Here is a 13888-nt window from a genome sequence, read left to right on the forward strand (position 1 = left end):
AGAAATAGTTAAGAACTATTAAATATTAAAATCTATTATTATGGCAAAGACAGTATTGCATAAAGCAGAGACAAGAGGAGTTTCCAACCATGGTTGGTTGAACAGTCGACATACGTTTAGTTTTTCCGGATACAATAACCCGGAGAGAATTCATTTTGGTGCCTTAAGGGTATTGAATGATGATATAGTTGAAGGGGGAATGGGATTCGGTACTCATCCACATAATAATATGGAAATTATATCAATTCCATTAGAAGGTGATTTGGAACATCAGGACAGTATGGGAAACAAAGCAGTAATCAGACATGGCGATGTACAGGTTATGAGTGCTGGAACCGGAGTGTACCACAGTGAATACAATGCAAATAAGGGAGAAAAGGTGAAGTTTCTTCAAATTTGGCTTTTCCCAAATCAAGAGAATGTTACTCCGCGTTACGGTCAGATTACATTAAACGTAGAAGACAGGCACAATAAATTGCAGCAGGTGTTATCTCCTAATGCAGATGATGAAGGTGTTTGGATCCATCAGGATGCATGGTTTAACATGGGTAAATTTGACAAAGATTTTTCCCTAAATTATTCTTTGCATAAAGAAAACAATGGCGTATATGTATTTGTTCTGCAAGGAGATGTTACTGTAAACGGACAGGTGCTGAATGAAAGAGATGGTTTAGGGATCTGGGAAGTTGATAAACTGGAAATTACAGCAAATAGTCAGGATGCCGAGATTTTATTGATGGAAGTTCCAATGACAATATAATCTGGGTGAAATAGAGATAAAGTATAAAAAAATTATAAAACAAAAAAACGAAAAATATGAAATGGGTTTTAGATTCCGCTCATAGCGAATTGGTGTTTAAAGTAAAGCACATGATGATTAGTAACGTCAAAGGTCGGTTTAATAACTTTAATGTTGACGTTGATGGTGATGATATCAGAAATGCTTCGGTAAAAGTTGATATCAAAGCTGATTCAATAAATACAAATAGTACAGATAGAGATAATCACTTAAAAAGTGCTGATTTCCTTGATGTAGAGAAATATCCTGACATTACATTTGTAAGCAAATCTGTTCTTAAAGAAGATGAGGACGAATTTACTTTAGTTGGAGATTTAACAATCAGAGGAATCACAAAAGAAGTAAAAGTTGACGTAGAGTTTGGTGGAATAGGGAAAGATCCATGGGGTAACGAAAAAGCAGGTTATAATGTAGAAGGAAAAATTAATCGTAAAGATTGGGGATTAAACTGGAATGCGGCTTTGGAAACAGGAGGTGTTTTGGTTAGTGATGAAGTGAAGTTTAGCGCAGAATTACAGTTTATAAAACAAGCATAATCTTTTAGAAGCAAGAAACAAGGAGATTCCGGAAAGCCTAAAGAAGGCAGTGTAGTGTAGACTTAAATAATCTTCAGGTTTCTTGCTTTTTTTAAATACTATAGCTAATTCTCACTTTTCAAATCTTATATCTCATATGCATTCTTTTTTGCCTTAAAATTGCTTCAAACTAATATAATTTATATTTTTGATGCTTAATGAAATTCTTCTTTCCAGAATTCTTATTAGGATTGTTCTTGATAGCCATTCCGGTAATCATTCACCTTTTTAATTTTCGGAAATTTAAGAAAGTTTACTTCTCCAATACCAGACTCCTTCAGGAAATAAAAATACAGACTTCTCGTCGCGAAAAACTAAAAGAACGTTTAATTCTTCTTACCAGGATTTTAGCAATTAGTTTTCTTGTTTTAGCATTTGCAAAGCCCTATTTTTCTAATCAAAAACAAGATAGCGGATTAGACGATGATATAGTAAGTATTTATATTGATAATTCTTACTCTATGGATGCCGTAGCAGACAATGGAAGTTTGCTGGAGGAAGCAAAGAAAAAAGCAAGGGAAGTAACAGCAGCTTTTGGGTTGAATGCGAAATTTCAGTTGATAACTAATCAATTTGCAGGAAGTCAGAAGAGGTTGTTGACCAGGAACGAATTTTTATCTGAGCTGGATTCAGTAGAAATCTCATCCCAGTCGAACAATTTGGCTAAAGTAGTACAATATCAAAAAGACTTTTTATCGGTCTATAAAAATACAAACAAGCATTTGTTTCTAATATCCGATTTTCAGAAAAATACAAATGAAAATCAGCTTCAGATAGATTCTGCTATTGACTACAATATCATCTCTTTAAAGCCGCATAACCTTCCTAATGTTTCTGTAGACAGTACCTGGTTTATTTCACCGATCCATCAGCCTTTAGCAGAAGAGAAACTGGTGGTGCGACTGAAAAATCATTCCGATCAGCTCATAGAAAATATTCCGTTATCGTTAAAAATAGATGGGCAGTCGAAGGCCATAGGAAATATCAGTATCAAGGGAAATCAGTCTGTAACAGATACGCTGACATTTTCCGGGCTAGGTGCCGGTTGGCAAAAAGGGGAGTTATCCATTAAAGATTATCCGGTTATTTTTGACGATCACCTGAACTTTGCTTTTGAGGTAACGTCGAAATTGAAGCTGACTATTATTAGTCCTGAAAATAAACCGAATTACTTTTCCATAGCCTACGGAACCGATCCTTTTTTTGAGGTAAATAATATAAGCGAAAGTCAGATAAACTATACTGCACTAAAGGAAAACGATTTGGTTGTACTTAATGATTTACCACAAGTTGCGTCGGGACTGGGCCAGCAATTAAAAGCTTATACAGAAAATGGAGGGAATTTAGCTGTTTTTATGCCGCTTAATGCTGATTTGCCTTCTTACCAGTCTTTTTTGCAGCTCATACAGGTTGACTATCCCACAGCAATTAAAACGGATAGTGTCAAAGCAGATAAATTTAATAGTAAGCACCCCGTCTTTCAGGGCTTGTTCGACCGAACAGATGAACAAATCGATTTACCCAAGGCGAGTACTTATTTTCTACTTACCCAAAAAGTTCGTACCACAAAGTCAGTATTATTGCAGGAAGGTAATATTTCCTTGTTTAATGCTTATACTTTAGGTAAAGGAAATATCTATTTATCTGCTTATCCCTTAGATAGAAAAGCTTCAAATTTTGCGCATCACGGTTTATTTTTGCCTTTGTGTTTCAAAATGGCGATGCTTAATAATGCCAAGAGACCTCTTTTTTATCAGATTGGAAATACAGAGCGTTTATTTCTTGACAATAAAGCGAATGTAAATGGCGAAAATCTGCGCTTAAAAAATGGAGATATAGAAATCATTCCCGAAGTTACACAAACACCATCAGGTATGTCTTTATATTTTGCCGATCAGATAAAGCGACCAGGATTTTATGAACTTTTTGATTTAGGTAAATTGATTGATGTGCTGGCTTTTAATGATGATAGAAATGAATCTGCAAATGCCTTTTACAACGAATCGGAATTGAGCAAGCTTTTTGGTCCAGCACCCGTAAAAATATTAAAAGGCAGAGAATCTTCGGTAACAAATCAAATAAAAGACGAGAAATTAGGTGTGTCATTATGGAAACTTTGTCTAATTTTGGCGCTGTTATTTTTAGCGATAGAAATCTTGCTAATAAGATTTTTTACAGTTGACGGAGTCGCTTTCCAAAAGAAAGGTTTAAGAAATCAAAAACATTAGCATAAAAAAAGTATTATTTATATAATGAATATCCTTATAAAATCTTCTACGATAGTAGATCCAACATCTGAATTTAATGGCAAAACAGCCGATGTTTTAATTGAGAATGGGAAGATTACAAAGATAGCTTCTTCTATTCAGGCTGATGTTGAACAAATAGACGGAAAAGGAAAATATTTAGCACCGGGATTTTTTGATTTGCATGCAAATTTAGGAGAGATTGGTGTAGAAACGAAGGAAGATTTTATTACGGGAAGTGCCGCTGCGGCTGCAGGAGGTTTTACAGGTTTGGGAATGATGCCAAATACAGATCCCGCTGTAGATTCCAAATCTCAGGTAGAATACCTGAAAAACAGAGCTAAAGGACTTTTAGTTGATATTTATCCTTATGGTACGATCTCTCAGAAAAGAGAGGGAAAAGACCTTGCAGAGTTGTATGATATGACCAATTCCGGCGCAATAGCTTTTTCAGACGGAAACGTTCCGGTGCAGGATGCAGGTTTAATGGAAAGGGCAATGTTATACGCGAAGGGTTTTGATGCTTTGGTGATTTCTTATCCGGAGGATAAATCTATTGCGGGAAAGGCCAAAATGAACGAGGGTGCCATGAGTACCTATTTAGGAATGAAGGGGATTCCCAATATAGCGGAAGAATTAATGATTGTAAGAGATTTGTATCTGGCAGAATATACAGACGCCAAACTACATTTTACTACAATATCTACGGCTCATGCAGTTGAACTGATTAAACAGGCGAAGAAAAAGGGTTTGAAAGTAACTTGTGATGTTGCTGCTCATCATTTGGTGTTAACAGAAGATGCTTTAGTGGACTTTGATAGCAATTATAAAGTAAAACCACCGTTAAGAACAAAAGCAGACGTAAAAGCTTTATTGAAAGGGATACAGGATGGTGTGATAGATGCGGTTGTATCTCAGCATACTCCACAGGAAATAGAATTTAAAGCCGTAGAATTTGAAATTGCTACTTATGGAATGGTTGCTTTGCAAACGGTATTACCACTTTTAATAAAAGCTGGATTAAAACCAGAACAAATTGTAGAGAAACTGTCTGTGAAATCTCGTGAAATACTAGGTTTAGCGGTTCCGGAAATAACGGAAGGTGCATTGGCTAACCTTGTACTTTTTGATGATTCGGCATGGACATATACAGCAAAAAATAATTACTCCAAATCTTCTAATTCTCCGTTTATAGGCAAAGAATTAAAAGGTAAGGTTTGGGTAACTATCAATAACGGACAAATTGCAGTATTTTAGATTTTTAACAAAGCAAAATCCGTACTGTTGGTAATTTAACTGCAAAGGAAGGACAAAGAGAATACAAAGTTTTTAAGTATGGAAGCATACAGATAACTCATAAAACCTAATTATTATGGATAATAAAGTAAAATCGGCTTTAGAAAGCCTCTTCAATACATTTTCTGCGTTAGAAGGAATAACAGCGCAACAAGAATTGAAAACTTTGGTTAACATCTTTGAATCTGACAAAGACTTTATGGCTAAAGTGGCTGACATGGATGAGGTTTTTGATTCCTCTCCGAAATTAGATTCACTTAGAGAAATCACTTTCGATTTATTGCTGACTAATTTCTTTGCAGAAGATACCAAAAAGCTGGAAGAAGATTATCTTGAGTCTCCGGAATGGGCGAAAATAGAAGAGGCTACTTTGGACAGAGGAACGGAGCTTCTGAATATGATGATCTATATTAAGGAATGCGAAGACGAAGAAATCAGACCTTCTTTAGATGATTATTTAAAAGAGTTTTTGTTGGTGGAAGAAGATGAATTCCAGGACGAGCATAGAATTTATGAAGATATTATCGCAAATCAAATCTTAATGGAAAGTAATTTGAAAGAGATAGCAAAAGTATCTAATCGTCTTTCACCAGATTCAGAGCTTAGAGAGCTGTTTTATCCAATAATGGCCTACTTCTATGATATAAATCCAAAAGAAAGCTATTTGAAAGAGTTTAAGGAATTAAGTGAAGATCCTGCTTATGATACAGCGGTTTTAAATTTACTTTTGGCTTATAGCGGTCACACAAACTAATACCGAATCGAAATGCAAGAATTAGAAGTTAGGCCGGGGCGGGTTACTTTAAAGTGGGCTTGGAAAATGGCTCTAATAATGATACTGATAACTATCGCTTTGTTTTATACCAAAGTCGATGCTAAGTCTTTCTTAAACTATGTAGTTTATATTCCTTTTATATTTGGTTTGATGATGGCCATTAAGGAACATAAAGAGAAAGACCTGGAAGGCTTTATCAGTTTTAGAAGAGCTTTTACAACTGGTTTCAGATATGCTTCTATTATATCTTTCATCATGGGAGTATTTATGTATATCTATCTCAGGTTTATCAATCCACAAGTTTTCGAACAAAGTTTGGTTGAAGCCGAGAATATAATGCTCGATCAGGGGAAATCAGATGATCAGATAGAAATGGCTTTATCCATGGCGAGAAGCTGGGGTGTATTTATGGCCGCTATATCTGCTTCTATAGGTTATACTTTATTTGGTGGTTTTCTCTCTTTAATAGGAGCGGCTATATTTAAAAATGCCAGACCTATTTATGTGGAGGTTGAAAGAGATGAATTGTAGAAGACTAATTTGTAATTTACGCATCGTAAAATAAGAAAATGGATATATCTGTTGTCGTTCCTTTATTTAATGAAGAGGAATCCTTGCCGGAACTAACGTCATGGATTAAAAAAGTTATGCAGGAGAATAATTTCTCTTATGAAGTTATTCTGGTGGATGACGGCAGTAACGACGATTCATGGAAAGTGATTGAAAGCCTGAAACTGGGGCATCCGGAAATAAAAGGTATAAAATTTAGAAGGAACTACGGGAAATCAGCAGCATTGAATGTTGGTTTTACAGTTGCACAAGGCGATGTGGTTATTACTATGGATGCCGATTTGCAGGATTCTCCTGACGAAATTCCAGTTTTATATAAAAGAATAAAAGAAGAAAAACTGGATTTAATCTCCGGGTGGAAGAAAAAGAGATACGATCCGATATCAAAAACGATTCCGACTAAATTGTTTAATTCAGCAACAAGAAGTATGTCTGGAATTCATAATCTACACGATTTCAATTGCGGGTTAAAAGCCTACAGAAAAACTGTAGTTAAAAATATAGAGGTTTATGGCGAAATGCATCGTTATATTCCGGTTATCGCAAAATGGGCAGGCTTTTCTAAAATAGAAGAGCAGGTTGTAGAGCACAGAGCCAGAAAATACGGGACCACTAAATTTGGATTGAACCGGTTTATTAATGGTTTTCTGGATTTACTTTCTATCTTCTTTGTTGGGAAATTTGGCAAAAGACCAATGCATTTCTTTGGTTCATTAGGCGTTTTGAGTTTCTTCTTCGGTACTATAATGGCAATTTGGATTATAGGGGAGAAGCTTTATCATATAGCGCATGGAACATCGTATAGAGATGTAACCGACCAACCTATGTTTTATATAGCTTTAGTAGCTGTAATAGTGGGGACTCAATTGTTTTTAACCGGTTTTGTGGCAGAGCTGGTTTCGAGAAGCTCATCAAACAGAAATAACTATCAGATAGAAAAAGAGATATAAAAAAGGTTCCTGTTTGTTTAAATAGGAACCTTTTTTATAAAGGAGAACTTATTTAAGTCTATCCCTTAATGCTTTTCCAGGAAGATAAATCTGGAAGCCGACACCCAAGCCTAAACGGTTCGCAGTGGTCGAATTACCAAACCCGGCTGTGAAATTATACTTCAATAACGCTTCTAAAGCGACATTTTTATTTAGAAAATAAGCCACTCCGGGGCCAATTCCTAAGCCTAGTCCATTAGTATTGCTACCGCCGGTATTTACTCCATTTATACCCGCATTCGCTTCTATAAACCAACGAGAATTATTGGAAACTTCTGCTTCGCCTTTGTACAGGTAGTAACGACCAAAAGCACCTACGCCATAATTAAAGATATCGTCTCCGCTTGTAGTATGGAAACCAATTGTTACTTCTGGACCGATAGCTAAACGATCTTGAATAAAATATCCGATCTTGGGATTTAAGTCAATACCGAATTGGGTACTGCCTTTTTGAAAATCAAGCTGAATGTTTCCCACATTTGCGCCCCAAAGAACATTACCTTTCTCTGTTTGAGCCATCAGTCCGGAAACAACTGCTGAAGACAGTAATAGAGTGAAGATTAGTTTTTTCATATCTAAATTTTATTGGTTAATATAAATTTAGTGTACAAAGACTATGCCTTTAAATTATGTGTTTAAACTCTTGTTGATCAGCTTCTTGTTTCAAAAAATATTTATAAGATTATTGATTTTTATATCTGTTAAAAGATAATGGAACAATTCTAAGGAAATAACCAAAATCATTCGCACTTTTGCGGAAATAAGCAACAACAAACGCAGTATGTTTTTTTCGGTTATCATTCCTCTTTATAATCGCCCGCAGGAAATAGACGAGTTACTGTCTACATTAACTAAACAGACTTATACCGCTTTTGAAGTATTGATTATTGAAGACGGATCTACATTAGATGCAAAAGAAATCGTAAAGTCCTATCAGGATGATTTAGATATTCATTATTACTTTAAAGAAAACGGAGGGCAGGGGTTTGCCAGAAATTATGGTTTTGAAAGGGCTAAAGGAGATTATTTTATCATCTTTGATTCGGATTGCCTGATTCCATCCAACTATCTGGAAACTGTAAGGAATCATTTGTATGAACATCATCTGGATGCATATGGAGGTCCTGATGCCGCTCATAAATCTTTTACGCCAATACAAAAGGCTATTAGTTACGCTATGACTTCTGTTTTTACAACCGGAGGAATCAGAGGAAAAAAAAGGAACGCGGGGGGGCAATTCCATCCAAGAAGTTTCAATATGGGCGTTTCGCGTAAGGTATGGGAAAAAGTTGGCGGTTTTATTATTACCAGGTTAGGAGAGGACATAGAATATTCAATTCGTATACACGAAGCAGGTTTTAAAATCGGGTTGATACCTACTGCAAAGGTTTATCACAAGAGAAGAACCTCTTTTAAGCAATTTTGGAAACAATTGCATTTTTTTGGCCGGGCAAGAATCAATATTTATCAGTTCTTTCCCAATACTTTAAAAGCAGTACATTTTTTTCCGGCATTATTTACGCTATTTTTAATTTTTAGTGTACTAGCCAATTTGTTTTGCAGTATTTTTGCAGTATGGTGTAATTGGTTAATCGCAATTTATGCGTTATTAATTTTTATTGATTCGTTTTTTGAAAACAAATCGGTGAAAGTAGCATTTTTAAGTGTAATAGCCTCCTTTGTTCAGTTGACAGCGTATGGGCTGGGCTTTATGGAAGATTTTTGGAAGAAAATAATTTTAAAAAAGAATAATAAAAAAATAGCATAGCTAAAGGAAATGGATAGAGGTTTTTCTGTAATAGAAGTGTTGGAAACTGCTTGGGATATCACCAAAAAGAATTTCATTGTCATTGTTGGTTATTCTCTGATGGCGTTTATTTCGCTGTTTGTAGTGCAATTTGTATCTACATTTCTGATTGCATCGTCGAATGTATTTATCAATTTTATTACTCTTTTTTTAGTATTAATAGTAAATAGTATAGCTACATTGGGTTTTTATAAGCTGGCTTTTCATTTGATAGATTATGAAGATCAGGAAGTAACCTTTAAATCTGTTCTTCCATCGTGGCAAAATATATCAAGTTTTATATCATTAACCTTATTGCTGGGATTTATTGTAGCAAGCTTAAATCTTATTTACGTTAAATTGGATGGTTTAAGTACTTTTCATGAGTTTGTCGAAACCTTAAAAGAGAGTCCGGCTATAATGGAGATTTTAGCCACAATCGCATTGATCCTTATTTTGTTAATAACAATGCGTTTTATGTTCTTTCCATGTTTTATAGTGGATGATAATTCAACTTCTTTCGAGTCTCTGAGACAAAGCAGACAACTTACCGAAAACAACCTGATGAAAATTATTACTGTTTTGCTGGTGGTAGTTGGCTTTATTGTACTGGGTTTTCTGGCTTTGGGTGTGGGAATTATAGTTACTTATCCTTTTACCAATATTATATTGGTGGTTACATATAGAAAGTTAGTGAACACTTATGGAGTTATTGAAGAAGAGGTAAAAGAAACTTCATCGGATAATGAAGAGCCTACAGTTTAATCATTATGGGAATTAAATCACTTTTAAGCAAACCTATCGCTGCTTTTGTAGTAAGAGGAATTAATAAGTGGAAGTATAATGCTGTAGAGTCACAAAGGCAGATTTTAACCCATCTCATAAAGCAAGCGCAACATACTGTTTTTGGCAGGGACCATCATTTTGAGAGTATAAAGAGCTATCAGGATTTTAAAAAAAATGTTCCGATAGCTGATTACGAAGATTTAAAACCGTATATAGACAGGGTTGTAAAAGGAGAGGAGAACATTCTCTGGAAAGGGAAGCCAATGTATTTTGCAAAGACATCTGGAACTACATCCGGAGTGAAATATATTCCTATTTCCAAAGAGTCTATGCCAGAACATATCAAAGCAGCAAGAAACGCTCTGTTAACCTATATCCAAGAAACCGGAAAGGCAGATTTTGTTGATGGAAAAATGATATTTCTTCAGGGGAGTCCGGAAATGGATAAAAAAGGTGGTATTTATTTCGGCAGACTTTCGGGAATTGTTGCACATCACGTTCCTGCTTATTTACAGAAAAACAGATTGCCAGCCTATCAGACCAATTGTATTGAGGATTGGGAAGAAAAAGTAGATGCCATAGTTGATGAAACTATAAATGAAGACATGCGATTGATATCCGGAATACCACCTTGGTGTCAGATGTATTTTGACAGACTTTCTGCAAAATCCGGAGGTAAGAAAATAAAAGACATCTTCAAAAACTTTAGTTTGTTTGTTTACGGAGGTGTAAATTACGAACCATATCGCGCAAGAATTGAAGAAAGTATTGGGAAGAAAATCGATGCGATAGAAACTTATCCGGCTTCTGAAGGATTTATTGCCTATCAGGATTCCCAAAAAGAGAAGGGATTACTTTTACTGGCCAATTCAGGGATTTTTTACGAGTTTGTTCCAACAGAAGAGTATTTCAATGAAAACCCTACGAGACTAAGTTTGGGAGAGATAGAATTAAATAAAAACTATGCGATCATTTTAAGTACAAATGCTGGTTTATGGGGGTATTCTATTGGTGACACAGTAAAGTTCGTTTCAAAAAATCCTTATAAAATATTAGTTACAGGCAGAATAAAGCATTATATTTCGGCGTTTGGAGAGCATGTTATAGGAGAAGAGGTAGAGTATGCACTTTTAAGTGCAGCAGAAGAAGAGGGGTTGGAAGTAACAGAGTTTACGGTAGCTCCACAGGTAAATCCGGAAGTAGGGCAGTTACCTTATCACGAATGGTTTGTAGAATTTGTAACAGCTCCTAAAGATTTTGATGCATTCAGATTAAAAGTAGATCAACGTTTACAGGAAAAAAATATTTATTATAGTGATCTTATTCAGGGTAAAGTTTTGCAACCTCTTATCATACGGCCTTTAAAAGAAAATGCATTCAGACTGATGATGAAAGCAGACGGGAAGTTAGGGGGACAAAACAAAGTGCCGAGATTAACAAATGATAGGGTGGTAGCAGATAAGTTAGGAGATTATTTGTTGTAGAAATTAATAGCATTGGAATTTAATAAATTGAAAAATATAGCCATACTTGGTTCTACCGGAAGTATTGGTACACAAGCCTTAGATGTAATCAGAGCCAACCCTCAGCTGTTCAAAGCGGAGGTTCTTACCGCGCAATCAAATGCAGATTTGTTGATAGCTCAGGCTTTGGAGTTCGGACCTGAAGTGGTGGTTATTGTTGACGAGCATAAATATCAACAAGTAAAAGAAGCATTGTCGAACACTCCCATAAAAGTAAAATCGGGAGAAGAGGCCTTAACAGAAGTTGTTGTTCTGCCGCAATTGGACATGGTATTAACTGCTGTGGTAGGATTTTGCGGTTTGCGGCCTACAATCTCGGCTATTAAAGCCAGGAAAACTATTGCTTTGGCCAATAAGGAAACTCTGGTTGTTGCAGGAGATATTGTTACCCAGTTGGCTAAGGAAAACGGTGTGGATATTTTACCTGTAGATTCAGAGCATTCCGCCATATTTCAATGTTTGGTAGGCGAGAAACTCTGTGAGATAGAGAAAATTTATTTAACGGCTTCGGGAGGGCCTTTTAGAGGCAAAAATATCGATTTCCTGAAAACAGTAACTCATCATCAGGCGTTAAAGCACCCCAATTGGTCTATGGGAGCGAAGATAACTATAGATTCCGCCTCTTTGATGAATAAAGGATTAGAAGTAATAGAAGCAAAGTGGCTGTTTAATTTAAATGTAGATCAGATAGATGTTATCGTTCATCCGCAATCCATAGTCCATTCCCTCGTTCAGTTTAATGATGGATCTATAAAAGCGCAAATGGGATTACCGGATATGAAATTGCCTATTCAATACGCGTTAACTTATCCATCAAGAGTAAATACAGATTTTAAGCGTTTTAATTTTCTGGATTATCCTTCGCTTACATTCGAACCTGCCGATATGAATACCTTTCGCAATTTGGCCTATGCATTTGACGCATTACAAAAAGGAGGGAACATGGCATGTATTATCAACGCAGCGAATGAAGTGGTAGTAGCGGAATTTTTAAAAGAGCGAATTGGATTTTTACAAATGAGTGATATAATAGAAAGCTGTATGTTGAATGTTGATTTTGTAGAAAAACCTATATTAGAAGATTATTTTCAAACAGATAGAGAAACCAGAGCTTATGCTTTGGATTTAATAACGAATATTTAAAGAAGTTAGATTAATAGATGGACGTATTAGTAATGATTGGCCAGCTTTTGCTGGGATTGTCGATTTTAGTTGTATTACACGAACTTGGTCATTTTTGGGCCGCAAGGGCATTTGGAATAAAAGTAGAGAAATTCTATCTGTTTTTTGATGCGTGGGGTTTTAAACTTTTTAGTATTAATTATAAAGGTGTCGAATATGGAATTGGTTGGCTGCCGTTAGGAGGATATGTGAAGATTGCCGGTATGATAGATGAGTCTATGGATACCGAACAAATGAAGCAGGAACCTCAGCCATGGGAATTCAGATCTAAGCCGGCCTGGCAGAGATTGATTGTTATGCTGGGCGGAGTAACCGTTAATATTATTCTGGGGATTTTTATCTTCTGGATGATGACATTCAAATACGGAGAGTCTTATATTCCCAATAGTGCATTGAAATACGGTATCGCTCCGGGTATAGTAGGAAAAGAGGTTGGTTTTAAAGCGGGAGATAAAGTTGTGGCTATTAATGGAACACCATTAGTAAAATACAACGATTTAATGTCTTCTGACGTTATTCTTGGAAATTCGGTTATTACTATCGTTAGAGATGGTAAGGAAAAGGATTTGACTATTCCTTCAGGTCTTTTAAACACCATATCAGATTATGGTATGCAGGAGTTTGTTGCTCCCCGAACCAAGTTTACTGTAGATTCTATAGTTAGCGGAATGCCGGCTTCAAAAGCAGGTTTGCAAAAAGGAGATGTGATTTTAACTGCAAACGGAGAAGAAACCATATTTTTTGATCAGTTGCAGGCGGTCTTAAAAGGTAACCCAAATAAAAATATAGAGTTATCGGTGAGAAGGAAAGGCGAAGATTTAACCTTACCAGTAACCGTAAGTAGCGAAGGAACTTTAGGTTTCCTGCCTAAATTTGATAGTATCCCTGTAGAGACAGAATACTATGGTTTCTTTCAGTCTTTACCTATAGGTGCATCCAAAGCCTGGACCTCTTTAGTAGATAATGCAAAAGGGTTAGGTAAGGTTGTAAAAGGAGAGGTAAAAGCAAATAAAGCTTTCTCGGGCCCTGTGGAAATAGCTCGTAAATTATATGGTGGAACCTGGGATTGGGTTAAATTTTGGAATATCACCGGGTTATTATCTATGGCATTAGCATTGATGAATTTATTACCTATTCCAGCTTTAGATGGTGGTCATTCTTTATTCCTTTTGATAGAGATGATAAAAGGAAAGCCTTTGAGTGATAAGTTTATGGAGAAAGCACAGATAGTAGGTTTTGTTCTTTTAGCAACACTCATGGTGTTTGTCCTGGGAAATGACATCTTTAAAGCTTTTACTAAGTAGGTAGTTTATTAGTACATTGTTGAATAACTACTAGTGTTGTGTCAACGATAAAATGTC

At 35.9% G+C, this 13888-nt stretch carries 13 protein-coding genes; 12 read left to right on the forward strand and 1 reads right to left on the reverse strand.

Features of this window, described 5'->3' with window-relative positions:
- Nucleotides 1-40 precede the first annotated feature (40 nt).
- The 7 genes from PEDSA_RS03040 to PEDSA_RS03070 all read left to right on the forward strand — a co-directional run bounded on the left by PEDSA_RS03040 (nt 41) and on the right by PEDSA_RS03070 (nt 7211).
- Entirely contained in the window at nt 41-760 is a 720-nt protein-coding gene (locus tag PEDSA_RS03040; protein ID WP_013631683.1) for a pirin family protein, read from the forward strand.
- Between the two features lie 56 nt (nt 761-816).
- Complete coding sequence (locus PEDSA_RS03045) at nt 817-1335, forward strand: YceI family protein (RefSeq protein WP_013631684.1); 519 nt, start codon at nt 817-819, stop codon at nt 1333-1335.
- A 197-nt stretch (nt 1336-1532) separates the two neighbouring features.
- Nucleotides 1533-3602 carry a BatA domain-containing protein gene (locus tag PEDSA_RS03050; RefSeq protein ID WP_013631685.1) on the forward strand — a complete coding sequence of 690 codons (2070 nt, stop codon included), beginning with the start codon at nt 1533-1535 and terminating at the stop codon, nt 3600-3602.
- 24 nt (nt 3603-3626) lie between these two features.
- Nucleotides 3627-4877, forward strand: a complete 1251-nt coding sequence (locus PEDSA_RS03055) for a dihydroorotase (protein WP_013631686.1) — start codon at nt 3627-3629, stop codon at nt 4875-4877.
- Nucleotides 4878-4992: 115 nt separating this feature from the next.
- Nucleotides 4993-5670, forward strand: a complete 678-nt coding sequence (locus PEDSA_RS03060) for a hypothetical protein (RefSeq protein WP_013631687.1) — start codon at nt 4993-4995, stop codon at nt 5668-5670.
- Between the two features lie 12 nt (nt 5671-5682).
- Entirely contained in the window at nt 5683-6222 is a 540-nt protein-coding gene (locus tag PEDSA_RS19410) for a DUF4199 domain-containing protein (RefSeq protein ID WP_013631688.1), read from the forward strand.
- 38 nt (nt 6223-6260) lie between these two features.
- Nucleotides 6261-7211 (forward strand): glycosyltransferase family 2 protein, encoded by a 951-nt coding sequence (locus PEDSA_RS03070; RefSeq protein WP_013631689.1) that lies wholly within the window; start codon nt 6261-6263, stop codon nt 7209-7211.
- Nucleotides 7212-7259: 48 nt separating this feature from the next.
- Here the strand turns inward: PEDSA_RS03070 and PEDSA_RS03075 are convergent, their stop codons facing one another.
- Entirely contained in the window at nt 7260-7823 is a 564-nt protein-coding gene (locus PEDSA_RS03075) for a porin family protein (protein WP_013631690.1), read from the reverse strand.
- 208 nt (nt 7824-8031) lie between these two features.
- Between PEDSA_RS03075 and PEDSA_RS03080 the strand changes: the two genes are divergently transcribed.
- The 5 genes from PEDSA_RS03080 to rseP are packed head-to-tail and all read left to right on the forward strand — an operon-like array spanning nt 8032 to nt 13831.
- The gene (locus tag PEDSA_RS03080; protein WP_013631691.1) at nt 8032-9018 is read left to right on the forward strand and encodes a glycosyltransferase; all 987 of its coding nucleotides are present in this window, start codon (nt 8032-8034) and stop codon (nt 9016-9018) included.
- Between the two features lie 9 nt (nt 9019-9027).
- Complete coding sequence (locus tag PEDSA_RS03085) at nt 9028-9801, forward strand: glycerophosphoryl diester phosphodiesterase membrane domain-containing protein (RefSeq protein ID WP_013631692.1); 774 nt, start codon at nt 9028-9030, stop codon at nt 9799-9801.
- 5 nt (nt 9802-9806) lie between these two features.
- Nucleotides 9807-11306, forward strand: coding sequence for a GH3 auxin-responsive promoter family protein (locus PEDSA_RS03090; protein ID WP_013631693.1), 1500 nt, complete (start codon nt 9807-9809; stop codon nt 11304-11306).
- Between the two features lie 12 nt (nt 11307-11318).
- Nucleotides 11319-12488 (forward strand): 1-deoxy-D-xylulose-5-phosphate reductoisomerase, encoded by a 1170-nt coding sequence (locus tag PEDSA_RS03095; protein ID WP_013631694.1) that lies wholly within the window; start codon nt 11319-11321, stop codon nt 12486-12488.
- A gap of 17 nt (nt 12489-12505) precedes the next feature.
- Nucleotides 12506-13831, forward strand: a complete 1326-nt coding sequence (gene rseP, locus PEDSA_RS03100) for an RIP metalloprotease RseP (RefSeq protein ID WP_013631695.1) — start codon at nt 12506-12508, stop codon at nt 13829-13831.
- Nucleotides 13832-13888: the final 57 nt, after the last annotated feature.

The sequence above is a fragment of the Pseudopedobacter saltans DSM 12145 genome, assembly GCF_000190735.1.
GTDB lineage: Bacteria > Bacteroidota > Bacteroidia > Sphingobacteriales > Sphingobacteriaceae > Pseudopedobacter > Pseudopedobacter saltans.

What these genes read in the sequence shown, in the direction of transcription:
- PEDSA_RS03075 (WP_013631690.1), bottom strand. Translation starts at nt 7,823, where the DNA reads ATGAAAAAACTAATCTTCACTCTATTACTGTCTTCAGCAGTTGTTTCC.
- PEDSA_RS19410 (WP_013631688.1), top strand. Translation starts at nt 5,683, where the DNA reads ATGCAAGAATTAGAAGTTAGGCCGGGGCGGGTTACTTTAAAGTGGGCT.
- PEDSA_RS03070 (WP_013631689.1), top strand. Translation starts at nt 6,261, where the DNA reads ATGGATATATCTGTTGTCGTTCCTTTATTTAATGAAGAGGAATCCTTG.
- PEDSA_RS03080 (WP_013631691.1), top strand. Translation starts at nt 8,032, where the DNA reads ATGTTTTTTTCGGTTATCATTCCTCTTTATAATCGCCCGCAGGAAATA.
- PEDSA_RS03085 (WP_013631692.1), top strand. Translation starts at nt 9,028, where the DNA reads ATGGATAGAGGTTTTTCTGTAATAGAAGTGTTGGAAACTGCTTGGGAT.
- PEDSA_RS03060 (WP_013631687.1), top strand. Translation starts at nt 4,993, where the DNA reads ATGGATAATAAAGTAAAATCGGCTTTAGAAAGCCTCTTCAATACATTT.
- PEDSA_RS03040 (WP_013631683.1), top strand. Translation starts at nt 41, where the DNA reads ATGGCAAAGACAGTATTGCATAAAGCAGAGACAAGAGGAGTTTCCAAC.
- PEDSA_RS03055 (WP_013631686.1), top strand. Translation starts at nt 3,627, where the DNA reads ATGAATATCCTTATAAAATCTTCTACGATAGTAGATCCAACATCTGAA.
- rseP (WP_013631695.1), top strand. Translation starts at nt 12,506, where the DNA reads ATGGACGTATTAGTAATGATTGGCCAGCTTTTGCTGGGATTGTCGATT.
- PEDSA_RS03090 (WP_013631693.1), top strand. Translation starts at nt 9,807, where the DNA reads ATGGGAATTAAATCACTTTTAAGCAAACCTATCGCTGCTTTTGTAGTA.
- PEDSA_RS03050 (WP_013631685.1), top strand. Translation starts at nt 1,533, where the DNA reads ATGAAATTCTTCTTTCCAGAATTCTTATTAGGATTGTTCTTGATAGCC.
- PEDSA_RS03045 (WP_013631684.1), top strand. Translation starts at nt 817, where the DNA reads ATGAAATGGGTTTTAGATTCCGCTCATAGCGAATTGGTGTTTAAAGTA.